Raw genomic sequence first — 25,204 nt, forward strand, 5'->3', positions numbered from 1 at the left:
TACAAAATATTCACGCGAAGAAGCCGTCTTTTCTTCATAATAAACATCATAACCCGCCATTTGAATGTTATGAATGCCTAAGTCAACACACAAATCGATTGCCTTTTGCATCATCGTTAATGCCTGCTGGCGAATTTGGGGGTTGGCTGAACCCAAAGGAAAGCGGCGGTGACCAGAGAGCATTAAGTTATTAATGCGTGTCTTAGTAGCCCACATTAGGTCACGAAATTCCTGGCGTTGCTGGCGTGTCCAATCAAGCCGCGCCAACCGTTGATCACTTTCATCAATCGAAAATTCTAAAAAATTAAAACCTAAGTCATGTGTTAATTCAAACGTTTCCCGCCAGGATAGATCTTGTGGTAAAGCTTTTTCGTAAATTCCGAGTGCATTAGTTGTCATGATGCACATTCAACTCCTTTTTTAACTTGCTTAAATTAAAAAGGGTGTTAACGAACATCGCCGTTAACACCCTCCTTTTTTACTAAATTAACCCCAAATTTTATTAATTTCATCCTTAAATTTTTTGGCTTGTTCATGTGGATCGGCAGCTTCTCTAATATCACGTCCAGCAATAAATGTATAAACTGGTACTCCTGCAAATAGCTGTAGTACTTCTGGATGAACACCACCAGTAACTGAAACTTTAAAGCCCAGCTTGATTAAATTTTTAACATTAGCAACATCTTTTTCAGACCACTTTTGTCCTGCAAATTTAGCATCACGACTTTGGTGGTAGACAACTTGATGAATGCCATGATCAAGCCATTCTTGCATTCTATTTTCGTCTTCCCAACCTTCATATAATTCCACTTGGACTTCAATTTCTTTTTGTGCATTGCTCATAGTTGGTACTGTTGCCGCATTAATGCACGTCATCCAATCTGCACCAGCTTGCTTGCATGACTGACCACACTTAGTCCCAGCGTCAGCACACTTAACATCAGCTAATACAATTTTTTCAGGAGCCATTGCTCGCAAAGCAGAAACTGCACTTAAACCATCGCGATAAATTAAAATTGTACCAGTTTCAACGACATCAATTTCATCTTTTACTTGGCGTAAAACATTAATTGCTTGAGCAGTATTATCACAATCTAAAGCCACTTGTAATTTTGGTAAATCCATAATTGTCTCCTAATTCTTCTTAAACTTAGTAGGAATAGCTGAAGCCTTTATTTTTTCTTCAACCTCAGCAGCAGAAATAACATTCTTGATACCAATTACTTCACCACCACGTTTTTTTACTTCATCAAACATATTAATGAAGGGAACTGAAGTAAATACCACATCATAGTTGCGAGCAATTCCCTTAGCTTCAGAAACAGACGTATGATCAGCCTGTGTAATTTGATACCCCAACTTTTCCAATGTTTTCTTGACAGTTCTCATTAACATCAAACTAGTACCTGAACCGTTGGCACATGCCGTTAAAATTTTCATACTATACCTTTCTTTCTAATCTTTTTTATTTAAATTTTGCCATGCGGAATAATCCTCAGTAATTAAGAAGTACCCTTCTGGATCGGCCCGATATTGCAATTGCGGAATAGCCAACAGTAGCAAAATAATCACAACTACACCTATCAAACCTAGATATTTCATAATAACTGTAAAGAATGGCCAAACCGTTGCCCAATCAAACATTCCAAGATAACCACCATATTTGGCCATACCAATCCAAGTTGCTATCAGTGCCGACCCAGCCACTTGAATCAAACCAGAAATAAAAGGCATAATCATGGCACACTTATAGCCCCCTCGATTATTTGAATATAAGCCAATTACAGCGTTATCAAAGAATAAAGGAATAAACCCTGCAATGACTAAGGTTGGCGAGTGGAACAACAATAATAAAATAATCATAGTAAATTGACCTAGAGCACCGAACATAAAGCCAATTGTTTGTGCATTCTGTGAACCAAAGCCCAAGGTTGCAGCCACATCAATTCCTGGAACCGCACCTGGCAACCAACGATCAGAAATTCCTGTAAAGGATTCCGTTAATTCATTAACAAAAGTCCTAACTCCCAACTGTAAAATTGCTAAGTAAACAGAGAATTGCAGGGCAGTTTGCAAAATATAAAAAAGAAAACTTTGCCCTTTTTGCATAAAATGCGCCTTAATTAGATAATCAGGTCCTAAAACAACTAAAATGGCACCAATGAAGATCAACATTAAGATTGAAGTGGAAACCATGTTATCGTTAAAAATAGACATAAAGCTTGGCAATTTGATATCTTCTAAGCGCTTACTTTTATTTTTATTAGTTTTGATTGAGTGTTTTTCAATTATTTCTGAAATTTTTGCAAAGAAATAAATACCAAACATTTGCTGATGAGCAACAGCAAATCCAGCACCTTCAGTCAACTCTTGCGTAATGCCAACAGTCAAATTAGAGCCAACGGCCCAATATAAACCTAAAATCAGACTCATAATAGCTAAAATAGATAATCGGTTTAAATTTGGAAAACAAAATAGTATTAACCAAAAAGCAGTTGCTGCCTGCTGAACTTGGACATTACCCGTAGTAAAGACCGCCCGTAATTTTGTATATTTTGAAAATCTAACCAATAAAATATTAATTACATATGCAAATAATAGCAATAACATAGTATCGGCAAACGAGCGCCCAAAGCGTTGCATAATTCCTGCATTAACCGCATTTTGTCCAAAATATGGATCAATTATCATCGCATTTAAATGAAAACGTTCCTTTAAACCGACTAGAATCGGCCTAAAAGTATTAACTAGTCCACCTGAACCAGCTACCAAAATAAAGTAACCGACAGTTGCTTTTAAAAAGCCTGACAAAACGTCATACCATTTTTTATGTTCTAAAATATAACCAATTAGAACAATAAAACCTATCATAAAGGCTGGCTGATTTAAAATATTAGTAGCAAAATAGCTCCAAACAGCCAATAAAGCATTCAAAATATTCTGCATTTTTATTTGCTCTTTTCTTTATTTGAATCATGTTTTTGAATAACTTTGCGATAATCTGCTAAATTTTTTACCTGACACAAATCTTCAATCATTCCTTCTTCCATTAGTAGATTAGATAGATTAGCAATATTTTTCATATGTGTTGCATTATCTTTTGCTGCTAACATAAAAAATAATTGTGCATCTTTTTCAGAATCATTATGATCGAAGGAAACTTTTTCGGGGAATATTGTTAACCCAATTCCGGTTCCTAGAACATCCAAACTGTCTGCTTGTGAATGTGGCATAGCAACTCCAGGTACGATAACAATATATGGACCATATTGTTTAATATCAGCAATTACCTGGTCAATATATTTATCGGTTACCAGATTATTCTTTTTCATTATTTCCCCGGAAATTCGAATCGCTTCTTGCCAGTCTTTAGGATGCTGTGAACTAATATTGATTAGATTATTTTCTAAAAAATAAGGTAACATGATTTCCTCCTGCCATTAATACAATTATAATAATTCAGGGAATGGCAAGTCAGGATCATTTTTGAATGCATCATGGAAGCCGCGATCATACATATATTCATATTTATCTTTATCTTGTGGGAAATTAAATTCACCGCCTACTTGCCAAATATAAGGTTTAAATCCGTATTGCAAACGATATCGCTTTCTATCCCATAAAGCTAAAATATCTTTAGGATCACTATAAAAATTAGACCAAATATCATAGTGCATTGGAATAATAACTTGGGTATTCAACGCTTCAGCCATCCGTAAAACTTGTGAATCATCTAACTTATCTGTGATACCACGCGGATTTTCGCCATAAGCACATAAGGCAACATCAATTTTATTTTCATTACCATGTTTAACAAAAGTGTTAGAATAATGGGAGTCACCAGAATGATATAAATTTCCACCTGATGTTTTAACTAAATAGTTAACCGCTACCTTATCCATTTCAATCGGCATGGTGCCCGCTAATTTTACATTAGGGTCATCCTCAGTAACTAATTCGGTACGATCAAAAGCTTCCAAAGCTTTTATTGTTGCTGCGCCAACTTTAACTTCATCTCCTGGCTTAACAACAGTAATTTTTTCTTTAGGAATACCCCAGTCAATCCATTCATCTGCTACCCCTTGTGGGCCGATAAATTTTGCATTTGGGCAATATTTATTAACACAAGCAGCAGTATAGATATCTAAATGATCATGGTGAGTATGTGTAACGCAAAGCGCATCTAAATCTTTAATTGCAAATGGGTCAATTACATAAGGTTTATTACGCATATTGGGTTGCATAGTCTCTGCACCAGTCATTCTCATCATTTGATGACCCTGACGCATTTTGCCATCACCATGTGTGTGTTTACCAGTACCATTCCACATGTCAATAGCAACATTGGTACCCTCATGTGTTTTTAGCCATGTTCCCATGCAGCCTAACCACCAAATTGCAAAAGATTTTTCTGGTACCTCTTTATTTGCAATTTGTTCGTTTAAGAAAGTTCCCCATTCAGGAAAATTATTTTCCGCAAATACAGCTGGTGTAACATCATTAATATTTTTAGGTTGAGCCATTTTGTTCCTCCTGTAAGACAATCTTGGTTTGTTTTCACGGTAAATTATATTGTTTATTGGTATCGCTTTCAATCGTATTTTATGATATTTATCTTTTTTTATGATATTTTTTCAAATAAAAGTCGTTAATATTGATATTTTTTCATATTTTATGATAAAAATAGAGCGATAAAAAATTTATTGAGGAAATCTGCTAATGAAAAATTCATATCAAGAAATAAAAAATAGACGAAAACAAATTATTAATTTGCTCAATCATCAAAAGACGCTTTCTCTTAATGCACTTAGCGATAAATTAAATGTTTCAATAATGACCATGCGCAGAGATTGTAGTTATCTTGCTAATCAAGGTAAAGTTATACAAGACAAAGGACTGATAACTTTAGTTAAGCCAGAAGAAATACCATTAACAGATTCAGTCAGTTATATCAAACAATGCCTTGGCAAAGAAGCTGCAGCCCATATTGAAAAACATAGTTGGATTTTTATTAATTCAAGCACAACTGCCTTTGAAGCAATTCCTTATTTGCTTAAAAAAGATGTTAATATTTTGACTAACAACGGCTATGCCGGAAACTTAGATATTCGAAAAAGTAATAGTAAAATAATCTTAAGTGGTGGTAATATCAGCCGCAAACTGATTATGAGTGGTGAATGGGCCGTGGATGCCTTTTTGAAAATTTATGCGGATTGGGCAATAATTGGTTGTGCTGGAATAAGCTTAACTCGTGGTATTTCTACGCCATTTATGGAAGAAGCAAAGGTCAATAAAGCTATTATTAAGCAAGCTAAAAAGCTGATTGTTGTTGCAGATTATAGTAAATTTAATCAATTTTCTAATTTTACAATTGGACAGATATCAGATATTGATTTATTGATTACCGATACTTTTACACCTAAAAAAACAATAGAAAAATTTAGTAAAGCGGGAGTGCAAGTAATTCAAGTTAAACTATAAAAAAACGAGCATAAAAAGTCTTACCTTTTTATGCTCGTTTTTCAATTTGATTATTAAATAGCTATTATTCACTTAAAAACGCTAATATTTCTTGAATAGCATCATTCTTTTGACTTGATGACATTTTATCATCTTTAATAATTTCAATTGCATGCCGAACAACCGAAAGTAATTGCTGATCATTCTCATCATCGCTGGCTAAATAAGCAATTTTAAAATATGATTCTAAACTTTTAGTATTATTATCTCTTAAAGAACCTTCAATTAATTTTTTGAAGATAAGTTTCATATTGCGATTATTTTTTCGCTTTTCACGAACTTTTTCAAAATACGGTAAAAATAACGCAACACAAACTGCAGCAATTTCAGCAATTGCAGTAACCCACTCTGACAGTGGTCCAATTTCCATAATCTCACCTCTATATTTATTATACTAGGAATAATAAAGCTGGTAAATTTTTTATTTTAGGTATTAGCTAAAATTTAATTGCAGGACAAGAAGCTTTCGCCTCTGGATTAGCAGAACTCCGTCAAAAAATAAATATTTATTGCATTAATACTGAAAGTACGGCTAGTGATCATTTTTTGAACGAGGAACGCAAAAAATATAAGGTTGAAAGTATTCCAACATTAATAAAAATTAAAGATAAAAAATATTTTAAAGTGCTGAATCGTATGAAAGGGACTTTAAACTAATTTTTGACAAAGTATTATTAATGCATGTGCTTTTTTATGATTAGCTTGACCAAGAGCTATATTTATCTAAAATAATTTCAATTGATCTAATTGTGCAATTGGCTAGCCACGAAAAAAGGAAAGACTGAACTGACAGTCTTTCCTTTTGCTGTAGGGGGGAAAATTCATAAAGTGTTTTAACAAGCTTTTTTGTCTGGAAACGTACTACTTTGAAGTATAAACTATAATTTAGTAAATATATTATTTCTTTTTTATTATGAGGTATAAAAAATGAAAAAAAGTAAAAAATTAATAGTTAGTTTAGCGGCAGTTGCTTTGGCAACTGTGCCAGTAATTACCACTAGTCTTAATCAAGCTCATGCAGCACAAATCACTGACCAAACGCAAAATAAAATTGCAACAGACGGTACCTTAACATTAAACCACAATACCCGTATTTATAATAAAAAAGGTCAAAAATTATATTCTTACCAGAGAAGTAATGGGTTACTTAAAAAAGGTGCAACGGTTAGCTATGTTGATAAACCACAAACAATAGCTGATCCAGATACAGTAAGATATTCATTCCATGATGATGACTGGAATTGGTTCTATTTGCCATATAAGACAATCAAGGGACAAGAATATTACAGCATTGGTCATGGTGGTTATGTGAAAGCTGCAAATGTTGAAAAAATCAACGGTAATGATTTATATACAAATCAAGCTACAGGAACAATTAAGGCATTAAAATATTCTAGAAAACCAGGTCAAGAAGTAATTCTTGATAGCAATGGTAAGCAAACTAAAAGCTATATGAAAGTTGGTCAAAAAGTAACTTTGGATCGACAGTCTAATTATCATGATCTTGATAATAGTGATCCTGACAATAATGGTGGAACTACAGAATTGTATGGTGTTAAAGACCAAAAAGACCAGTATCTGTGGAGTAATGCTATTAATATTAATTGTAGACAAGCTTTACTTCCATACAGTAATTACATGCATGTCTATGTAACAAATGATACTAATATTTACAATAATAGTGGCGAACAATATATTCCTAAAACCAATTCAAATGAAATTATACTTGGTAATAAGAATGTTTCTGTTATTCCATCTAAAGAGCCGCAAATATTACTTAAAGGAACTATTGAAAGCGTAATCAAAGAAACTTATATTAAGCTTCCAAACGAGAGTAAACCTGAATTGTTTTATCAGTTGCAATCTAGTAATGATTCGGTAGATAAATTTATTAAGGCTTCTGATACTAAGTATATGTATGGTAAGCAGCTATAATAAACTTAAGTTTATTAGGATATAAATATCATATTAAGAAGCATTTGAAGCTAACCCCTAAAACTGGACGTTAGTTTTATATCATTTTACTTAAGGCTTGATTCCGATATTGAATCGGAGTTAAGCCTTTTAGTTTGTGCCGAATTCTATCTTCATTGTAATAACTTATCCATTCTTTCATCGCCTTAACCAATTGTTTCTTAGTATCAAAGTGATGTGTAAAATAATTCATTTCAACTTTCATAATGTGAAAGAAACTTTCCATAGCTGCATTATCATGACATGTAGCTCTTCGTGACATGCTTTGAAATACTTTATGTTTTCGTAAAGCATGTCGATATGGATTAGATTGATATTGAATTCCTTGATCACTATGGATTGTCATTCGATAATTTAATAGCTTTGGTCTTGCAGTAAACACTCCCCCTAATCCTTCTAGAACATATCTTGTTAATGGACGATCGGTGATCTTATAACTAATAATTTCCCCGCTGAATAAGTCCTTAAATGGCGATAAATATACACAACCATGGATAGTCATGTTCCCATATCTAAATTCACTAATATCAGTTACGACCTTTTGATATGGTCTATCAGTCTTAAACTTTTGATGGAACCGATTCTTAGCTTTCTTATTTTGTGGACCCTTTGAAGAATCATATTTACCGGCTCTCAGATTATATTTATTAGCTCCTAAATTGTTCTCACGCATTAAGCGTTGAATACGTTTATGGTTAACCATTAGGTGATAAGTCATCCTCAGAGTATCAGTTATAGGCCAGTATCCATAACTGGCATATGCTTCTTTATCATTTTGATAATTGAAACAAGTGCTTTATCACTGATTAGCTTCTTTTTTGGATGAGGATGGTACTCGAATGTACTTTTAGACAAACTTGTTTAGGGTAATATTTCTTTTAATTTAAAGCCAAATTCTTGCCTTAGTTCATTAACTATAGATCTTTCTTCAGCCGATGTCCGCGTTTCTGAACTAAGGCATCTAGTTTTTTTAGATATTCATTTTCTACATGTAATGCACGATTCTCTAAACGTAAACGTTCAAGTTCAGTTAACTCTTGAGAAGTATATTTATGCTTCTTTGCTTTAATTTTCTTTTTATGCATTAATGGTCGTCCTTGCTTAATAAATAAAGCATCAACACCGCCTTCATTTAATTTTCTTTGCCAATTCGCAATAGTGGAATGTTGTTTAATATTAAAATGATTGGCAGTAATTTGATAGCTGGCACTATGTTCTTTTCTCCAGTTTAAGACTTCTAATTTAAATTGACCACTATATCTTGTCTTAGAAAAGCTTTTTTCCAGGCCTCTGTTACCATACTGTTGATAATTATTGATCCAACCATCAATAGATCTACGTGATGTGATATGTAATTGCTCTTGAATTTCTTTTGTACTAAATCCTCATTGATACAAATCTACTGCTTCTAATTTTGTTTTTAGTAAATATTTAGACATAAGAAAACCCTCGAATTGGAATCTTTGTCCAATTCCGGGGGTTAACTTCATCAGTGTTGCGGTTTTTTGATTTTACTTATTTCCTTCAGCTCTTGACTTATATACACCTTCAGCCGTATTAATTACCAATTCTTCTCCATCTTTAATAAAATCAGGAACTTGCACAACTAGACCAGTTTCCATAGTTGCTGGTTTACCTGTACCAGTGACTGTGGCACCCTTAATTCCAGGCTCTGTATGTACTACCTTCATTACTACTGTTGCTGGAAGTTCGACCCCTAGAAGGTTACTATCGTTAGCAAATTCAAGTTGCACTTGAATATTAGGAATTAAGTAAAGCTTGTCGTCACCCAATTTTTCACTAGTAACTTCATACTGTTCGTAAGTTTCTGAATCCATAAAGGTATAAGTATCCCCTTCATTATACAAAAACTGGGCATTTTTCTTAGTAATATCAATTAATTCAACCTTTTCTGTCGGTCGCATTGTTTTATGAACTACTGCTCCACTTTCAATATTACGCAAATCCATTTGCATAACGGTATTTCCTTTACCTGGTTTATGATGGTTAGCTTTTAAGACCCGTATCAACTTACCATCCTGACTAAAAACCATACCCTTTTTCAAATTAATTGCCTGTACCAATTTTTTACTCCTTAAATGCTTAATTAGAAATGACTAAAAATAACTAAGTCCTCACTAGAGGCAATGTGAGTTTTTTAATCAATCATAAATAAATCTTATTCATCTAATTAATTATAGCAAACTTGTCCTTCTCGCTACAAAAATAGTTAAATTATGGCAGACATTAACTACTTTACTTTTTACTATTTTTATTTCTTTAATATAATCAATTTTGCTTACTACCAATTTTTTGCTCAACAGCTTTTTGATAAATTGTTTTAGCCGTCATTAAATCTTGCGCAGCTATTCCTACTGTTTCAAAGAAAATTACTTCTTGATCATTTTCACGTCCCACAAGTTCGCCACTAATTACACGGCCGATTTCGCCAGTAAGCTTGGCTTGCGAAATTAACCCCTTATTTAAAGGAATAATCAAGTCACCAGATTCCGCTAAAACTGCCGCTTGCGAATCAAAATAAATTTTATCAGCCCTAGTTACTAACTCCGCTGGAGTTTCCTCCATCTGTGGCTGATAAGAACCTACACCGCAAATAGTTGCGCCTGCTTTAATATAACTAGCATCATAAACCGGTGTAGTTGAAAGCGTCACTGAAATAATAACATCAGCTTCTTTAATTGCAGTATTAGCTGATTCAACCGCCATAATTTTAGTCTGATATTTAGCAAATTTTTGCTGCATTTCTTGTGCAAATCTTGTTGCTCTTACAAAATCTAAATCACTAACTTGAACTAACGCTGGCTTACAAATAAGCAACATTGCTTCTAACTGCGTAGCAGCTTGACCACCCGTCCCAATTAAGGCTCCCTTATGGCAATCTTTTTTAGCAAGGTATTTTAGAGCCACACCAGATGCAGCGCCCGTTCGTAATTGTGTCACATAATTACCATCCAAAATTGCATTAATTTCGCCAGTTTGAGTATCAATATTTAATACTTGGGCATTTATCGAGGGTCTACCCTTATTAATATTTTCGGGAAACATGTTCAGAACTTTTACACAAGCAGCATTATATGCTTCACAAAAAGCGGGCATACATAAAAAACTATCTTTACCGTTACTTTTAACAATTTGGGTTCTTAGCGGAACATCAACCTTACCTGCAGAAAAATATTCAAAGGCATCCTGTACTGCACTGATACAATCTTCTATTGAATAACACATTTCAATATCATTTTTTGTCAAAATTAACATTATTTTCTCCTTGATAATTAAACTTCATAAGCTAGATTTGTTTAAGATAAATTTGATCAATAATATGACCAGCTGTTTTATGTAAAATTAAGCCTGCACGCTGTTTAGTCGGAGCTATATATTCGCGCAAATTAACCAAATTGACCATCTGCCATGTATCTTGTGCCAGTTGCAAAGCATCTTGCCGTGGACCGTTGGCCATTTTGTAATAAAAATTATCTGGATTATTTTTATTGAGTTCTAACACCCGAATAAACCTCTGCATAAACCATTTTTCAATTAATTCTTCTTGTGCATCAACATAAATCGAAAAGTCGAAAAAATCACTGGTTACAATTTGACCATTAGTTGGTAATTGCAAAGTATTAATACCTTCAATAATCAGAATATTAGGTCGTTTTACATGACCATACTTACCTGGAACAATATCACTTAACTCTTGCGAATACAATGGGTAAGCTATTTCCTTTTTTCCACCTAATACATCTTGCAGAAAATCACTAAGTAGGTTCATATCATAGCTTTCGGGAAAACCCTTGCGTTCAAACAAATTACGTCTTTTTAATTCGCGATTAGAGTAAATAAAACCATCTGTCGTCATTAAGTGTACCTTTAAACTAGGATACGTTCGGCTTAAGAGCATCTGTAAAAGGCGAGCTATAGTGGATTTACCAACCGCAACTGATCCAGAAATACCAATAATAAACGGTGCAGCATCCACCTTTTGCAATAAAAATTCCCGTTGCTTTTGCTGTAAGGAACATTTTTCTTGATACATTAAATAAAGATATGAAACTAATGTACTATAAATTTCTTGAACATCAGTTAAATTGATAACGTCACCTAAGGATTTGATTTTTGTAAGTTCTTCCGGTGTGACTTGGACTTTGCTTTCAGGGGATAATGCCGCCCATTCGTCCCGCTTAAAACGTAAATAATTTTTCATTAATATGCTTCCCTAAATTTATTTTATTCTATTATAAATCAAAAATAGCACCCCATTCTAAAAGGCTAAAACATTAACTAAAATTGAATAGTCTTATAGAATAGTTTCTCTCCAAAATAAAAACTCGTATCAATATACGAGTTTTTATTTATAAATTGTAATACATCATAATATGTTTTACACCAGCTTCATCAAATACATCACCTTGTGCCTGATAGCCCAAAGAATCATAAAAAGGCTTAGCCTGCAGCTGTGCATGACAATATAATTGGCTTATCCCCTTTTGTCTTAAGTATTTATGTACTTGCGCCATCATTTCTGCACCAAGATGTTGCCCACGTAAATTACTATCAACAGCAACTCGACCTAGCATCCACTTATTATTTTCTACAAAAATACGACAAACCGCTAACGCCTTAGTTTGTTTTTGATTCAAAAGAAAAACATGAATTGCCTCTAGGTCCTGATCGTCAAGCTCGGGATCAATAATTTTTTGTTCACAAACAAATGTATCTGCGCGTAAACGTTCAATACAAAACATTTCACGTCCAGACATATCAGCAATTTTTTTAAATGAAAAATCTTTCCTATCTATCATTTATGCTACCTACTTTTCAATATAAGTATGTTGATCAACATCGAGCAAGGGACTTTTTTCACCCGTATAAATAATATCAAGCTTGTACATTGCCCGTGACGTTATTGTATAAACTAGTTGTGTTTCATCAAGCTTATGATAATTATTCTTTGAAGCATCCCACATAATTACGGCATCAAATTCTAAGCCCTTGGCCAGATAGGATGGAATGACTAACGTACCATCAACTAATCGCTGATTTGCTGTAGCAATCAAAACTGCTTTAGTTCCATTGGCTTTTAATTTTTGAGCAACAACTTGCGCACTAGCTAAATCTTTCGTAATAATTGCCGTAGTCAGTTTATCTATGTTATTTTGCTTAAGAATTTCGGTTAAGACATGGATAGCTTCACTATCTGACCTTTGCCACAGAGTAGGTTTTGGTCCTTGTCGATTAAACGATTCAATTTTCTCACCTTGACGCAGAACTTGCTTAGTAAAGTCCGTTAATTGTTTGGTTGATCGATATGACTTAGTCAGCTGCACCACAGTGGTTTTTTAGGATCAAATAAATTACTAATTTGTTTCAGCAAGGTGCTGCTCTCATCTTTAGTAAAAATAGCCTGATTCAGATCACCCAACATAGTAAATTTGGCCCGTGGGAAATTATATTTCAAATAACATAATTGGAAGGGAGTATAATCTTGAATCTCATCAATAAAAGCATAGCGCATTTCATAGTCAACATGTCGTCCCGTTAACAAATCATATAAGTAAAGATATGCTGAAACATCATTCATATGGATATAATGCTTAGTAAAACTTTCTTTTACACTTAGAATATGCTTAGACCAATCGGCTAAACTAATTCCCCACTTGGATAAATCAGTCATTTTAGGGACCGCCCGTAAGAAATTGAGATATTGTAAACGCATGTTAATAAAATTATTGCGCTTAATCTGCTGAAACACCGTATTTAAGGACTTAATTACAATTTTTCGGCTTAAGAATTTTTCTTCTTTTTCTTCTGATTCAAATTCTTGATCTGGATGATCGTATAATTGCATTAATTGTTCACGACTTAAATTTTGAATTTCTTCGGCCACCCAATTTTTCTTAGCTTCAGTATTAATCTTTCGATTAAGAAGCTTAATTAATTCTTCACGTGTTGCGTCAATTCGATTACTTAAATTATAATTTTCGTTGAATGAATAATAAAGTTCACCGATTTTTTCTTTATCAAAAAAAGGACGCTTTTGATTACGAAAATAGATATTTTTAAAAACGACCCCATGCTGATTAAGGTATTTAGCATAATGAGTCATCAGCTTAAAAAAGTGCGTCGAATCTTTCAAACGACTAATTGCCGAATCAGCAACCTGATCTTCAAACTGGTCAAATAAATTCTCTACCTCCATGCCTGGTAAGCGTCTAGCCACAAATTGCCAATAGGTCATTTGAACCATATTTTGCTCACCCATTTCGGGTAATACGTTTTTAATATAGTCATTGAACAACTGATTAGGGCTAAACATAATGACATCGCTACTTTTCAAATTACCACGATAACGATATAGCAAATAGGCAATTCTTTGTAAAATAGCTGATGTTTTACCTGAACCAGCTGCTCCTTGAACAAAAAGTAAATCCGCGCTAGTATTTCTGATAATTTTGTTTTGTTCGCGCTGAATTGTTGTAACAATTGATTTCATTTGCGTACTAGATTTTTCCCCTAGTACCTCTAAAAGCATCTGATCACCAATTGATTCATCGGTATCAAACATGTTGATAATCTTGCCGTTTTCAATCATAAACTGACGTTTTTTACTCATTTCAACTGTAATTTCACCTTCAGGTGACATGTAAGAAACCTGCCCCAACTTGCCATCATAATAAATTGAAGAAATTGGTGCACGCCAGTCATAAATCAAAAAATGGTTGTCCTTATCTGCAAATGAACTCAATCCAATATAAATAGTCTCTAATTGTTGGCCATTTTCTTTAAAATCTACGCGCGCAAAATAAGGTCGCTTCTCTAGCTTTTGCACAATTCCCAACTGTTTAGCCGCATGTTGCCAAGCGTTTTCACGTTCATCAAGCAATTGCTGCTGCTGATGAATAGACAAGGCTGTTTCCATTGACGTAGAATAACCATCATAATCTAATTTTACATCATCATAAAAGTGAGAATTAAGTTCCTTAGCTTCTCCCGCAGCAGATTTTATTGATGAAGACAATTCAGACTTTTTAGCTCTAATCATTTTTAAAATTTGTTTGAGATGATTTTGTTCAAACTCTTTATCATCCATCGCATTTGTCATAAGGTCACCTATTTTCTCAAAACTTGCATATTATTTTAACATGAAATCGGATTAATATATAATTCTTTAGTTTATTTGTAAAAAATATGAAAAATCATGAAAGTTAATCTAATTATGTTTATAATTTGATTAATAGCATTGGCATTTTTTATTTAAAGTAAATTGGAGTTGAGTAATATGAAAAGTTTTAACTATTTTCTAGTCAAATTAACTTGTGCGCTCATGACTGTGATAATTTTGCGCAATTTTATTTTTGATGAAAGTTTATCGATTATTAAATGCAATAGCCAGGTTGTTTATGCGCGAAAGTCAAAGCAGACTAGTAAAAATAGTAAAACTAAAGCCGTTACCGGCAATCACTGGCGTTGGCAAAAGCCTAGAGCCAAAGTTTACATCGATTTAAATGATAATCCAGACATGATTTCTGCCACTAATGATGCAATTAGTGCATGGAATAGAACTAGAGTCTTTACATTCAGTAAAACTAAAAATAAGAAAAAGGCCGACATTACAATTAGTCAGGTCTATCATCCCTATACTAATTATGCTGGTTTTACCACCTTTCAATATTATCTTAAAACTGGCTTTTTATATGAGGCAGCTGTTAACTTAAATATCTACTATTTACAAAATTTTTCTAATTACTATTACAATTATGAGCGGATCGTCAATACGGTTGAGCACGAACTAGGTCATGCAATTGGTCTTAAACATAACAATATAAAAAAATCAGTGATGTATCCTGCTCAATCACTTTATCCCATCGAGCCAATTGATATTGCCAATGCCAAAAAACTCTATCATAAATAATTAAAAGTACAAGGAAAGAATCATGAAAAGAATCTACATTATACGCCACGGTCAAACTTATATAAATCGTTATAATAAAATGCAGGGATGGTGTGATACACCGCTAACCGAAACAGGTATTGCAACAGCGGAACATGTAGGTGAAATACTTCAAAATATCCCCTTTGATATTGCCTTATCTAGTGATTTAAAACGAGCTAATGATACCTGCGATTTTATTATTAAGCACAATATTAACCGCGACGAAATTCAACATCTAGCAACACCCTTATTTCGTGAACAATTTTATGGCTATTTCGAAGGCATGGATACAGATATGGCTTGGCAAATGATTGGTGGTCCACATGGTTATCAGAATCATTATGACATTTTTAAAAACGAATCGATTGACACCATTAAAGATTGGATTAAGGAAGCTGATCCCTTTCACGAAGCAGAAAATGCTAAAGAATATTGGTCAAGACTTGATCAGGGCTTTAAACTAATCCATCAACTTGATGGTGCAGAAAATATTTTACTGGTTACCCATGGTTTTACAATTCGCAGTATTGCCGCACGCTTTGGGGATTATGATATTAGTGTCGGACCACGCAACGCATCAATTACCATCATGCATATGACTGATTCAAATCAAAAAGTTATTTCATATAATAAAATGAAAATCTAAAAAGCCAGGGACCTAATTGCCCTGGTTTTTTAGATTATTGGGCTATTTGCAAAAATAACTAGCCGCCAAAGTAAACTTTTTGTACTTCAGGATTAGTAAGTAGTTCCTGCCCCGTTCCAGACAACTGAATCGTGCCCGTAGCCAAAACATACCCGCGATCAGCAATCGCTAAAGCTTGCTTAGCATTTTGCTCGATCAATAAAATTGTCGTTCCTTTCTCATTTAATTCCTTAATAATTGCAAAAATTTTTTGAATAAACAAAGGGGATAACCCCATTGAAGGTTCATCTAGTAAGAGTAGCTTAGGCTTAACCATTAACGCGCGCCCAATTGCTAACATCTGCTGCTCGCCACCAGATAATGTTGCTGCATCTTGATTACGTCTTTTTTTCAAAATAGGAAACTTTTGAAAAATTTCAGCATAACTATGTTCAATTTCGGCGCGATTTTTTTGTAAGAAAGCACCCAGCTGTAAATTTTCCATTACGGTCATGCCAGCAAAAATATGACGACCTTCCGCAACTTGTGAAATACCAGCTTGGACAATTTGGGGGGCTTTATTACGTTGAATTTCATTTCCTTGATAAATAATTCCCCCACTTTTGGGCTTTAACAAACCAGAAATAGTCTTAACTATGGTCGTTTTTCCTGCACCATTTGCCCCAATCAGGGTCACAATTTCACCTTGATTAATATTAAAGCTAACTCCTTTAACAGCTTGAATGACACCATAGTTTACAGATAAGTTTTGAACTTCTAACATTGCCATCTAATCAGCACCTTCTCCCAAATATGCCTTAATCACTTGAGGATTTGCTTTAATTTGCGCCGGCTCTCCAGATGCTAAAACTTTTCCTTGATCAAGCACATAAATTCTTTGTGCTAAATTCATTACCAATGACATATCATGTTCAATTAACAATACAGTAATTTTGAACTGCTCTTGGATATATTTAATCAAATCGGTTAAATCTGCTGTTTCTTCTGGATTCATTCCAGCTGCTGGCTCATCTAAAAAGAGAATTTGGGGATGTGTTGCCAGAGCACGAACTATTTCTAGACGCCGTTGTATCCCATAAGGTAAATTTTTAGCTAACGTTTGTTCCTCAGCGGATAAGTTAAAAATTTCCAATAATTGGTGCGCTTCACTCTTCATTTCTTGTTCGGTTCTGTAAAAACTAGGCAAGCGTAAAACAGCTGTCATGAACCCTTCTTTATACTTACTAGTCATCGCTGTTAAAACATTTTCCATTACTGATAAATTTTTAAATAGTCTAATATTTTGAAAAGTACGCGACAAGCCTAAATCAGCAATTTGCATTGCATTTTTATGAGTCAAATCATATTTTTGCTTATTAGTTTGTAAATCTATAACGCCACTAGTTGCTGGAACCATACCCGTCAATAAATTAAATAAGGTGGTCTTACCGGCACCATTAGGTCCAATTAGCGCAACCAATTCATGTTCATTCAGATAAAGCGATACATCATCAACAGCTGTTAATCCGCCAAATTTACGAACCACATGCTCAACTTGCAATAAGTGTTCCATGCCCTAGTCCCTCTCTTTCTTATTAGTCGGTATAATTTTTTTAAAAGAAAATTCCCAGTTACCTAAAAGTCCAGATGGCTTAAAGAGCATAATTAAAATAAGGGCAATAGCATAAATAACCATCCGAAGTGCACCAAAATTTTGTAAAACTGTATCCAAAATTCCTAAAACAATCGCGGCTAAAAATGTTCCCGTCATACTGCCTACACCACCTAGAACAACGATTACTAGAATTGAAATAGATTCCATAATACCAAAATTAGAAGGAGAAATTGTTTGAACGTATGCAGCTTGCATACTGCCAGCAATCGCTGCTGTAGCTCCGCCTAGAATAAAGGCTTCCACTTTCCACTTTGTTGTATTAATTCCCATTGCTTCGGCAGCAAGTTCATCTTCACGTACCGCTTTAATTGCTCGACCATTTCGCGAACGAATGAAGTTTAATAAAACAATTGTTGTTAAACAAACCATGATATAAACGGTTGGCCATGAACTTAGTGGGGGAATATTGAACATCCCAGCTGAACCACCAGTAATTTTCAAATTATTAATTATATTACGAATAATTTCCGCCACACCTAAAGTAGCGATTGCTAAATAATCACCTTTGAGTCGAATAAAAGTTGCTGTACCTACAATTAGGGCAATGATACTTGCTAATACTATTCCCACGATAAGCGAGATAATAAAACCCAATTCACTGTCAAAATGTTGCGTAATAATTGCAGTAGTATAAGCACCAATTGCCATAAAGCCGGCGTGCCCCAGTGAAAATTGCCCACTAAAACCAATAATTAAGTTAAGTCCAGTCGCTAAGATAATATTAATACCAATCATTACCAGCATATTCTCAATAAAACTATCAATCACGCCAACCATAATTAAGATATTAATTAAGTAAAAACCGGCAATTATCATTATTAGCCATGATAATATATATTTCCAATTTGCTTTCATCTTGCCACCTAGACCTTTTCTTTAATATTTTTGCCAAAAATACCTGCTGGTAAAAAGAGCAAAATTATAATCAATACTAGGTACACAACTGCATCCTTATACGCAGACAGTCCAACTGATTGGAAAAGTGTTTCTAAAATTCCGATTAAAAAGCCACCGAAAGCTGCCCCTGGAACTGAACCTATCCCACCTAAAACAGCAGCTACAAAGGCTTTAATGCCCGGTGTCATTCCCATAAGCGGATCAATTGAATTATAGTACATTCCAATTAAAATTCCGGCTGCGCCTGCTAATGCTGATCCTAACGCAAAAGTAAACGAAATTGTCTGGTTAACATTGATACCAACTAGTTCAGCTGCATCTGGATCAACCGAAACAGCCCGCATTGCGCGACCCATTTTAGTTTTTTTAATAATTAGTTGCAATAAGACCATTAAAATTAAAGCAATACCTAAAATTAAAATCTGAATATTAGAGATTAAAATACCTCCCATACTGTAGTTAACCTGTGCAATTACTTGTGGAAAACTACGTGCGTTTGAACCCACTAAATACGACATTCCATTTTCAAGTAAAAAGGAAACCCCAATAGCTGTAATCAAAACTGCTATACGTGGTGATTTACGTAATGGTCGATAAGCAAAATACTCAATCAATACCCCTGAAAGTGCACTAATTACCATTGCTGCCAAAAGAGCAGTTATAAAATTAAAGTGCCAGATATTAATTACAAAGTAGGCTGTAAATGCGCCAAGCATATAAATATCGCCGTGAGCAAAATTAATTAATTTAATAATCCCGTAGACCATACTGTACCCTAAAGCCAACAAGGCATAGATTGATCCTAGTGATAGTGCATTGATAATTTGTTGAAGAAAAGTTTGCAAACTAATCACTCCTTTAACTTTGCTTTAATCTTACTTAACACTAAATGAATTACTTACTTTTCCTTTAGTCATCTCTTCAATTGCAATTGGCATTTCTGGATCGTGTGTCTTATTAATTGTAATCTTGCCTGTAACGCCATTGAAATCTTTTATATTAGCTAATCCTTTAGTCAGCTTAGTCGAATCATCAGCTTTTTGCTCTTCAATAGCCGTCTTAATCATATAAACCGCATCATAGGCTAAAGCTGAAAAAGCTGAGGTCCCCACCTTGTAACGCTGCTTAAAGGCAGTCATAAATTTCACTGCGACTGGATTTTTTGCCGCTAAGCGGGTTGAAAACGGTGTAGTGTAATAGATATTAGTTGCATTTTGCGCACCAGCAATTTGCGCAAGCTTAGGGTCTACCATTCCATCGCCCCCAATAATTGGTACCTTAATCCCCATTTGCCGGGCTTGTTTAATGATTAAACCAACTTCAGTATAGTAGCCTGGAACATAAATAGCATCGATGCCTTTAGCCTTAAAAGAAGTTAACACTGCATTAAAGTCTTTATCGCCGGCTGAATAAGTTTGACTATCAACTATCTTTCCTTTATATGTTGCTTTAAAAGCTTTGGCTAAGCCTGTACCATAATCACTTGAATTATCTGCATAGATTGCTACTTTCTTCGCTTTTAATTTATTTGTCACAAACTTGGCAGCATTTTCACCTTGGATATTATTTTGAAAACAAGTCCGAAATACATAAGGCTGGACTTTACCATTTTTTTGTAAGGTAAAACTTGGATCAGTTGCAGATGGACTAATAAAAGGAACTGCCGCCTTAGTAATATTAGGAATTTGTGCTGTACCAGCATTAGTGGTTGCTGGGCCAACAATTGCTGCTACCTTATCTTTAGTAGCCAATTGAGTCCCTACAGAAGCAGACGTAGCAATTGAAGATTTATTATCGTGAATAATTAGCTTAATTTTTTTCTTATGCCCATTAACATCAATTCCGCCAGCTTTGTTTATCTCAGAAGCAGCTAATTGAATACCCTGCTTTTCTGCATTTCCATAGCCAGCAGCTGCACCGGACAGTTCCATATTGACACCAATTTTAATTGTCTCCTTATCTTGGTGAGTTCCATTACTGTTATTGTTTTTGGCAATACTACAACCTGTTAGCATCATGGCTGCTATCGTTGTCAAACCCAGTATTCTTTTGAATTTTTTCATTTTTTCTCCTTTTTATTGACTATTAGCCATCAAAAAACCTCATTCATCGAACTGAATGAGGCTTAATTAATTTGTTAGTCAAGCCTCATTCATAAAATGCAAACAAGGACTTAACAAACTTAAACTACACTAGTAATTTCTTTTGAATTAAGTCCTACAGCAAATAATCAACACGGCTACTAAGTTTACGATGGCAATTACTCCAATGTTTGATTGAATATTAAAATATTTAGTTTTCATTAAAGTAACCTCCAATAATTTTAATTTAATATTTAGAATTATAAGTAATAATTATTATATTGTCAAGTTATTTTTAAATATTAAATTATTTTTTGCTATCTAAAAAGGTAACATGATATGTTACCTTTTTAGATACGCTTTATTTATACTCTACTACCACTTTTTTATATAGCTTGACGGTCAAAAGATAATATAACAAGTATAAAAGGCCAAAAATTATAAATGGTATCCAGATATTATGATACGGATCTGGTAATAAGCTGCGAAAAAGTTGTAAACCAAACAAAACGTCGATTATTCCCAAACCAGCTGGCAATAAAAATAAAGTCCCAATTTCATAATTAATTGACTGTTTAAGTAGTTGCTTTCTAATTCCAATTTTATTCAACATTTGATAACGGGCCTTATCCTTACTAACTCCATTCAAAACCTTAAACATTAAAGTCGAAGCAAGCATAGTTAAAAAAGCAATCCCCAAGAAAAAGCCCATAAATTCAAACCCACTAGTTAAATTAATTAGTAGCTGATAATTATTTGGTTTACTTTTATCATAAATCGCAGAATACTTTGGGTTTTCATGTAACTGTAATTTTTGAATTCGCAATAATATTGGATAAGCATAATCAAAATCTTTAACATTCAGTAAAGTTATAAATCTACGCTTACCTTGTAGCCTTTGCCATTTAGTTGGTGAAACCACGCGAACTGCTTTCCCGCTGCCATTAATTAACATATCTTTTAGATTATTAGCAGCAGTACCCGTATACGCTAATTCATGTATTGGAAATTTTTGTACTTTATATAGCGGCTGTTCATTTTTTAGATAAAACTTGAGCTCCTTAAGCGACTTATCTTTAAACTGAATTTATTTAAAATAAAGATATCGCTTTGTTTCCTTTTTCGAGATTATCAACCCTTAACTAATTGATTACCAATTCTCCCATCCTTAATAAATAAAATACGACTAGCAAAACTAGCAGCAAATGGGGCATGCGTGGCCCTTGCAGTAGTCACTTAATCATTTTGGTTTAAGTCGGCTATAGTCTCAAGTAATTCTCTGGCACTTTTTGTGTCTGGTGCGCCCTTTGGTTCATCAGCTAATAAAATCGCCGAATTATGTACTTAAGCCCGAGCTGTTGCTACTCGCTACTTTTGATCACCAGATATTTCTACTGGATATTTAGCTAAAATTGAACTGATCTTCAATCTGGTAGCAATCATTTAACCAAAAGATTAATATGCTTAACCGTCATCCCCTGCAGAAATAGTAGTAAGGCAATATTTTCTTCATTGGTCAAATTTTCTAATAATTAATAAGAAAACCCCCGAATTGGAATCTTTGTCCAATTCCGGGGGTTAACTTCAACTCTTTTTAAAAAATATTTTTAAAGCATTAACTAAGCCGATGTAAAACTTTTAATAGCGGTGAAACAACTATTGGCGTTACAATGGCCGTAAAAATCATTTCAACTAACCCATTCAGACCTAATGCAAGAAACAGCACCTTAATTAATGGTATATTATGGTCGAAATTCCCCAGATAACCAATGAGTTGTGTAGAATTGTGCATGAAAATAATACTAGTCAATAAAATAACCATAATTGTATTAGTTAAAGAAGCTATAGCACCCGCGCCTATATAACTGAATTCTTTAATTCTACTAGATTTTTGTGCAAATACCTGCCCAATCATACCCGAAAACAATCCAGCCAATACACTAGGAAGCACTGCAATAATCGGATTACGAAATAGCATCAAACTGACCATATCCCCCGGTTGAGTAATAGCTAAATAAAGCCGAAGCCCGCCCCAAAATAAGCCAAAGATGGCACCAGCTCTGGGGCCCATTAATAAAGAATAAATAGCAACTGTTAACGGGACAGTAGTTATTGCTGGCAAGGCTGGCAATATCCTAATATAACCAATATTGGGTACAAAAGTTTGAAGCAAAAAAATTGCTACAAATAGAGCAGTAATTGCTAAATTTCTGGTTTGTTTTCTCTGCATTTTTTCTCCTCAAAATAATCATGTTATCCATAATTTACTTAATTTACCAACAATAATCACATATTTTATTATATTTAGTAAAAACTACGCTTTATCTAATGTGACCGATTCCTAATAAAAAAATTTTTCAATTTTGCTGCTTCTTCGGTCAGTTTTTCATTATCATCTACTTGGGATAATTTGTATCCAACAAAATAAGGCGATGTGACAAAGCGTGGAATTAATTTAGCACATATACCATTATCATTTCGGGGATAAAAAAACAAATTATAAGATTTACACCGTCCATTTGCTAATTCAGTTAAGAGATATTTTGCTGCTATTTGAATCCAATCAGCCCATAAATCAATTGCTGCTAAACTAAGTAAATTTATATTTATTTCAATATATCCTTGCACTGGCTGCGTGGCAATATTCACTTCTACATGACTACTAGCAAATAATGAGATGCCACTAAAATTACTTGCTGAAATATACTTATAACCATTTTTATGCTTTAGTCCCACAATTTGCATGTGGGGATGAACCAATGAACCACCAGCAGCAGGACCAAAATTTTTATACCATAAAACTGAGCTAAACTGTTGTTTATTCATATCGCGAAAACATTCTAAAGCAAAATTCAGCAGTTTTCGGTTATACTTATACGAATAAGTTGTAATGTCACCGCAATGATCGCCAGATTCAATGATAATTGTCTGCGTTGTATCTTGAAGAGTCGGAAATTTATTATGTAGCCAAATCATTTCACCTTTTTGAACATAGATATCTTTTAAATTATCTACTTGGCAAAATGGACAACTATCATTAATTACCGTCGTTTTGTAAGAATTAGGTTTCCCTTGAGCAAGTTTGAAATCAAAGACTAAGGGCTCAGTATCTTTCATTATTCCCTCCTAATGTTTTACTACTGCTACAATAGATGATAAAATGTATTTGCGACTACTTTTAAAAATTACGTTTATATAGTGAGTGAATTTATGCAATCAAGAAGAAAACTAAAAAAACACAATAATCGCAATAATCTTTACTTAGTCCTGGCGGGATTTATACTAATCTTTGCCGTTATTTTTGGAGTTATTTCATATAACAACCATATTGCCGCACAAGAGCAAGCCAAAAAGTTTGCTACGACTCATTTTAATCCAAATGTAAATATCTATGGCGTAAAAGTTGGTAAGTTAACCATTAACAAAGCTACTAAAAAAATAAATAAACAAGCAAACAATGTCATTGTATTAGAAAAAGGCAAAGTTTCCACTGAGCGAGACCCAAATATTGATACAATTAACAAACAACAAGTAACAAATTTTTTTAAAAAGCAACATACTACTATGCCGAGCAAACAGAACTATATATTTGCCAATAATGAGTTAGATGCTGCTAACAAAAAAATGCAAACGGTAAGTGACACTATTGTCAATTATAAAGTTGCCAATAAGATATATAAATTAGAAGCCAAAAAACTAATTAATCAGGCCGTCTTTAAACAAGGGAAGTATACTTTTACTAATTCTGAAAACTTAGTAGCTGAACTAAATAAAATTGACCGCGCTGTTTCAACAATTCACCAAAAATATACCTTTGCTGTTCCAACCAGGAATCAAGTATCTGGTAAAAAAATTACAGTGAAAAATCAAAGTTATGGTTGGGGAATCTATGTAAAGAAAGCCCAGTCTGCTGTTGAGCAGGCATTTTTAAACGGAACAAAAACTTTAGATGGAAAAGATTATATTTATGGCTTAGGATACAGCACGTATGGTTTAGGATACGGTAAAACTAATCATGGCATTGGTAATAACTATATTGTAGTTTCCTTAAAAAAACAAGAACTATGGGTTGTAAAAAATGGTAAGCTTGCCGTTCATTTAAACGACATTGTTACTGGAACTAAAGTTGGCAACAAATCAAATGTAACACCTGAAGGGGTCTGGTACATTCATTACAAGCAATCTCCTGCAACTTTACGTGGTCGTAACAACGATGGCTCTAAATATGCTTCTCCAGTTAAGTATTGGATGCCATTCACCTTAAGTGGTTGCGGCTTTCATGACGCCAGTTGGCGTAGCGACTGGAGTAAAAGAGCATACTTACGTGGTGGATCACATGGTTGTGTTAATATTAAGCCTAGTGAAGTCAAATATGTATGGAGCAATATAAGCAAACACGAACCAGTTATCATTTACAATTAAATTTAATAATAAAAAAGCATTATCAAATTGATAATGCTTTTTTACATCCAGCTAATTAT

General features: G+C 34.0%; 25 protein-coding genes and 4 pseudogenes. 5 read left to right on the forward strand and 24 right to left on the reverse strand.

Going from position 1 to position 25,204, the window contains the following annotated elements; translation table 11 throughout:
• The 6 genes from BM203_RS07110 to ulaG all read right to left on the reverse strand — a co-directional run.
• Positions 1-399 (reverse strand): TIM barrel protein (locus BM203_RS07110; RefSeq protein WP_143453051.1); only part of this gene is annotated, 399 nt, incomplete at its 3' end.
• An 87-nt stretch (positions 400-486) separates the two neighbouring features.
• Complete coding sequence (locus BM203_RS07115) at positions 487-1,125, reverse strand: 3-dehydro-L-gulonate-6-phosphate decarboxylase (protein WP_090093891.1); 639 nt, start codon at positions 1,123-1,125, stop codon at positions 487-489.
• A gap of 9 nt (positions 1,126-1,134) precedes the next feature.
• A complete protein-coding gene (locus BM203_RS07120; protein ID WP_090093892.1) occupies positions 1,135-1,440 on the reverse strand; it encodes a PTS sugar transporter subunit IIB in 306 nt (101 codons plus the stop codon).
• 15 nt (positions 1,441-1,455) lie between these two features.
• Positions 1,456-2,946: a PTS ascorbate transporter subunit IIC gene (locus BM203_RS07125; protein WP_090093894.1), complete on the reverse strand. Its 1,491-nt coding sequence runs from the start codon at positions 2,944-2,946 to the stop codon at positions 1,456-1,458.
• Between the two features lie 2 nt (positions 2,947-2,948).
• Positions 2,949-3,425 carry a PTS sugar transporter subunit IIA gene (locus BM203_RS07130; protein ID WP_090093895.1) on the reverse strand — a complete coding sequence of 159 codons (477 nt, stop codon included), beginning with the start codon at positions 3,423-3,425 and terminating at the stop codon, positions 2,949-2,951.
• Between the two features lie 24 nt (positions 3,426-3,449).
• A complete protein-coding gene (gene ulaG / locus BM203_RS07135) occupies positions 3,450-4,523 on the reverse strand; it encodes an L-ascorbate 6-phosphate lactonase (RefSeq protein ID WP_090093897.1) in 1,074 nt (357 codons plus the stop codon).
• 196 nt (positions 4,524-4,719) lie between these two features.
• On the opposite strand from ulaG, the gene BM203_RS07140 reads away from it, so the two are divergent.
• On the forward strand, positions 4,720-5,481 hold the full coding sequence (locus tag BM203_RS07140; RefSeq protein ID WP_090093899.1) for a DeoR/GlpR family DNA-binding transcription regulator: 762 nt from the start codon (positions 4,720-4,722) through the stop codon (positions 5,479-5,481).
• A 64-nt stretch (positions 5,482-5,545) separates the two neighbouring features.
• Here the strand turns inward: BM203_RS07140 and BM203_RS07145 are convergent, their stop codons facing one another.
• Positions 5,546-5,890, reverse strand: a complete 345-nt coding sequence (locus BM203_RS07145) for a hypothetical protein (protein ID WP_090093901.1) — start codon at positions 5,888-5,890, stop codon at positions 5,546-5,548.
• A 557-nt stretch (positions 5,891-6,447) separates the two neighbouring features.
• Here BM203_RS07145 and BM203_RS07150 point away from each other — a divergent pair.
• Entirely contained in the window at positions 6,448-7,455 is a 1,008-nt protein-coding gene (locus tag BM203_RS07150) for an SLAP domain-containing protein (RefSeq protein ID WP_090093902.1), read from the forward strand.
• A gap of 76 nt (positions 7,456-7,531) precedes the next feature.
• Here BM203_RS07150 and BM203_RS07155 read toward each other — a convergent pair.
• The 8 genes and pseudogenes from BM203_RS07155 to helD form a co-directional block, all read right to left on the reverse strand.
• Positions 7,532-8,245 (reverse strand): annotated as a pseudogene (locus BM203_RS07155) (IS3 family transposase); the annotation flags it as partial.
• Between the two features lie 163 nt (positions 8,246-8,408).
• Positions 8,409-8,579, reverse strand: a complete 171-nt coding sequence (locus tag BM203_RS08615) for a hypothetical protein (RefSeq protein WP_228150124.1) — start codon at positions 8,577-8,579, stop codon at positions 8,409-8,411.
• Between the two features lie 15 nt (positions 8,580-8,594).
• A pseudogene (locus BM203_RS08730) lies at positions 8,595-8,867 on the reverse strand (helix-turn-helix domain-containing protein); the annotation flags it as partial.
• A gap of 138 nt (positions 8,868-9,005) precedes the next feature.
• Positions 9,006-9,578 carry an elongation factor P gene (gene efp / locus BM203_RS07165; protein ID WP_090093905.1) on the reverse strand — a complete coding sequence of 191 codons (573 nt, stop codon included), beginning with the start codon at positions 9,576-9,578 and terminating at the stop codon, positions 9,006-9,008.
• A 205-nt stretch (positions 9,579-9,783) separates the two neighbouring features.
• Positions 9,784-10,770: an ornithine cyclodeaminase family protein gene (locus tag BM203_RS07170; protein ID WP_090093907.1), complete on the reverse strand. Its 987-nt coding sequence runs from the start codon at positions 10,768-10,770 to the stop codon at positions 9,784-9,786.
• A gap of 31 nt (positions 10,771-10,801) precedes the next feature.
• Positions 10,802-11,716: a type I pantothenate kinase gene (coaA, locus tag BM203_RS07175; protein ID WP_090093908.1), complete on the reverse strand. Its 915-nt coding sequence runs from the start codon at positions 11,714-11,716 to the stop codon at positions 10,802-10,804.
• Between the two features lie 148 nt (positions 11,717-11,864).
• Positions 11,865-12,314, reverse strand: a complete 450-nt coding sequence (locus tag BM203_RS07180; RefSeq protein WP_090093910.1) for a GNAT family N-acetyltransferase — start codon at positions 12,312-12,314, stop codon at positions 11,865-11,867.
• 9 nt (positions 12,315-12,323) lie between these two features.
• A pseudogene (helD, locus tag BM203_RS07185) lies at positions 12,324-14,614 on the reverse strand (RNA polymerase recycling motor HelD).
• A 222-nt stretch (positions 14,615-14,836) separates the two neighbouring features.
• Here helD and BM203_RS07190 point away from each other — a divergent pair.
• Positions 14,837-15,424: a matrixin family metalloprotease gene (locus BM203_RS07190; RefSeq protein ID WP_208856624.1), complete on the forward strand. Its 588-nt coding sequence runs from the start codon at positions 14,837-14,839 to the stop codon at positions 15,422-15,424.
• 22 nt (positions 15,425-15,446) lie between these two features.
• Positions 15,447-16,091 (forward strand): histidine phosphatase family protein, encoded by a 645-nt coding sequence (locus tag BM203_RS07195; protein WP_090093914.1) that lies wholly within the window; start codon positions 15,447-15,449, stop codon positions 16,089-16,091.
• Positions 16,092-16,149: 58 nt separating this feature from the next.
• Here BM203_RS07195 and BM203_RS07200 read toward each other — a convergent pair whose 3' ends face one another.
• The 9 genes and pseudogenes from BM203_RS07200 to BM203_RS07235 form a co-directional block, all read right to left on the reverse strand.
• Positions 16,150-16,854, reverse strand: a complete 705-nt coding sequence (locus BM203_RS07200) for an ABC transporter ATP-binding protein (RefSeq protein ID WP_090093973.1) — start codon at positions 16,852-16,854, stop codon at positions 16,150-16,152.
• A 6-nt stretch (positions 16,855-16,860) separates the two neighbouring features.
• Positions 16,861-17,643 carry an ABC transporter ATP-binding protein gene (locus BM203_RS07205; protein WP_090093916.1) on the reverse strand — a complete coding sequence of 261 codons (783 nt, stop codon included), beginning with the start codon at positions 17,641-17,643 and terminating at the stop codon, positions 16,861-16,863.
• Between the two features lie 3 nt (positions 17,644-17,646).
• Entirely contained in the window at positions 17,647-18,600 is a 954-nt protein-coding gene (locus tag BM203_RS07210; RefSeq protein WP_090093918.1) for a branched-chain amino acid ABC transporter permease, read from the reverse strand.
• Positions 18,601-18,608: 8 nt separating this feature from the next.
• The gene (locus tag BM203_RS07215) at positions 18,609-19,487 is read right to left on the reverse strand and encodes a branched-chain amino acid ABC transporter permease (RefSeq protein ID WP_090093920.1); all 879 of its coding nucleotides are present in this window, start codon (positions 19,485-19,487) and stop codon (positions 18,609-18,611) included.
• A 30-nt stretch (positions 19,488-19,517) separates the two neighbouring features.
• On the reverse strand, positions 19,518-20,705 hold the full coding sequence (locus tag BM203_RS07220) for an ABC transporter substrate-binding protein (RefSeq protein ID WP_090093921.1): 1,188 nt from the start codon (positions 20,703-20,705) through the stop codon (positions 19,518-19,520).
• 379 nt (positions 20,706-21,084) lie between these two features.
• Positions 21,085-21,678 carry a hypothetical protein gene (locus BM203_RS07225; RefSeq protein WP_090093922.1) on the reverse strand — a complete coding sequence of 198 codons (594 nt, stop codon included), beginning with the start codon at positions 21,676-21,678 and terminating at the stop codon, positions 21,085-21,087.
• A gap of 176 nt (positions 21,679-21,854) precedes the next feature.
• A pseudogene (locus BM203_RS08735) lies at positions 21,855-22,255 on the reverse strand (P-loop NTPase family protein); the annotation flags it as partial.
• 83 nt (positions 22,256-22,338) lie between these two features.
• Positions 22,339-22,953, reverse strand: coding sequence for an ECF transporter S component (locus tag BM203_RS07230; RefSeq protein ID WP_090093924.1), 615 nt, complete (start codon positions 22,951-22,953; stop codon positions 22,339-22,341).
• A gap of 95 nt (positions 22,954-23,048) precedes the next feature.
• On the reverse strand, positions 23,049-23,840 hold the full coding sequence (locus BM203_RS07235) for a DUF4931 domain-containing protein (RefSeq protein ID WP_090093926.1): 792 nt from the start codon (positions 23,838-23,840) through the stop codon (positions 23,049-23,051).
• A 93-nt stretch (positions 23,841-23,933) separates the two neighbouring features.
• Between BM203_RS07235 and BM203_RS07240 the strand changes: the two genes are divergently transcribed.
• Positions 23,934-25,145, forward strand: a complete 1,212-nt coding sequence (locus BM203_RS07240) for a L,D-transpeptidase (protein WP_090093927.1) — start codon at positions 23,934-23,936, stop codon at positions 25,143-25,145.
• Positions 25,146-25,204 lie beyond the last annotated feature (59 nt).

It is taken from the genome of Lactobacillus bombicola (genome assembly GCF_900112665.1).
GTDB lineage: Bacteria > Bacillota > Bacilli > Lactobacillales > Lactobacillaceae > Lactobacillus > Lactobacillus bombicola.

What these genes read in the sequence shown, in the direction of transcription:
- BM203_RS07115 (WP_090093891.1), bottom strand. Translation starts at nt 1,125, where the DNA reads ATGGATTTACCAAAATTACAAGTGGCTTTAGATTGTGATAATACTGCT.
- BM203_RS07120 (WP_090093892.1), bottom strand. Translation starts at nt 1,440, where the DNA reads ATGAAAATTTTAACGGCATGTGCCAACGGTTCAGGTACTAGTTTGATG.
- BM203_RS07125 (WP_090093894.1), bottom strand. Translation starts at nt 2,946, where the DNA reads ATGCAGAATATTTTGAATGCTTTATTGGCTGTTTGGAGCTATTTTGCT.
- BM203_RS07130 (WP_090093895.1), bottom strand. Translation starts at nt 3,425, where the DNA reads ATGTTACCTTATTTTTTAGAAAATAATCTAATCAATATTAGTTCACAG.
- ulaG (WP_090093897.1), bottom strand. Translation starts at nt 4,523, where the DNA reads ATGGCTCAACCTAAAAATATTAATGATGTTACACCAGCTGTATTTGCG.
- BM203_RS07140 (WP_090093899.1), top strand. Translation starts at nt 4,720, where the DNA reads ATGAAAAATTCATATCAAGAAATAAAAAATAGACGAAAACAAATTATT.
- BM203_RS07145 (WP_090093901.1), bottom strand. Translation starts at nt 5,890, where the DNA reads ATGGAAATTGGACCACTGTCAGAGTGGGTTACTGCAATTGCTGAAATT.
- BM203_RS07150 (WP_090093902.1), top strand. Translation starts at nt 6,448, where the DNA reads ATGAAAAAAAGTAAAAAATTAATAGTTAGTTTAGCGGCAGTTGCTTTG.
- BM203_RS08615 (WP_228150124.1), bottom strand. Translation starts at nt 8,579, where the DNA reads ATGCATAAAAAGAAAATTAAAGCAAAGAAGCATAAATATACTTCTCAA.
- BM203_RS07170 (WP_090093907.1), bottom strand. Translation starts at nt 10,770, where the DNA reads ATGTTAATTTTGACAAAAAATGATATTGAAATGTGTTATTCAATAGAA.
- coaA (WP_090093908.1), bottom strand. Translation starts at nt 11,716, where the DNA reads ATGAAAAATTATTTACGTTTTAAGCGGGACGAATGGGCGGCATTATCC.
- BM203_RS07180 (WP_090093910.1), bottom strand. Translation starts at nt 12,314, where the DNA reads ATGATAGATAGGAAAGATTTTTCATTTAAAAAAATTGCTGATATGTCT.
- BM203_RS07190 (WP_208856624.1), top strand. Translation starts at nt 14,837, where the DNA reads ATGACTGTGATAATTTTGCGCAATTTTATTTTTGATGAAAGTTTATCG.
- BM203_RS07195 (WP_090093914.1), top strand. Translation starts at nt 15,447, where the DNA reads ATGAAAAGAATCTACATTATACGCCACGGTCAAACTTATATAAATCGT.
- BM203_RS07200 (WP_090093973.1), bottom strand. Translation starts at nt 16,854, where the DNA reads ATGTTAGAAGTTCAAAACTTATCTGTAAACTATGGTGTCATTCAAGCT.
- BM203_RS07205 (WP_090093916.1), bottom strand. Translation starts at nt 17,643, where the DNA reads ATGGAACACTTATTGCAAGTTGAGCATGTGGTTCGTAAATTTGGCGGA.
- BM203_RS07210 (WP_090093918.1), bottom strand. Translation starts at nt 18,600, where the DNA reads ATGAAAGCAAATTGGAAATATATATTATCATGGCTAATAATGATAATT.
- BM203_RS07220 (WP_090093921.1), bottom strand. Translation starts at nt 20,705, where the DNA reads ATGAAAAAATTCAAAAGAATACTGGGTTTGACAACGATAGCAGCCATG.
- BM203_RS07225 (WP_090093922.1), bottom strand. Translation starts at nt 21,678, where the DNA reads ATGTTAATTAATGGCAGCGGGAAAGCAGTTCGCGTGGTTTCACCAACT.
- BM203_RS07230 (WP_090093924.1), bottom strand. Translation starts at nt 22,953, where the DNA reads ATGCAGAGAAAACAAACCAGAAATTTAGCAATTACTGCTCTATTTGTA.
- BM203_RS07235 (WP_090093926.1), bottom strand. Translation starts at nt 23,840, where the DNA reads ATGAAAGATACTGAGCCCTTAGTCTTTGATTTCAAACTTGCTCAAGGG.
- BM203_RS07240 (WP_090093927.1), top strand. Translation starts at nt 23,934, where the DNA reads ATGCAATCAAGAAGAAAACTAAAAAAACACAATAATCGCAATAATCTT.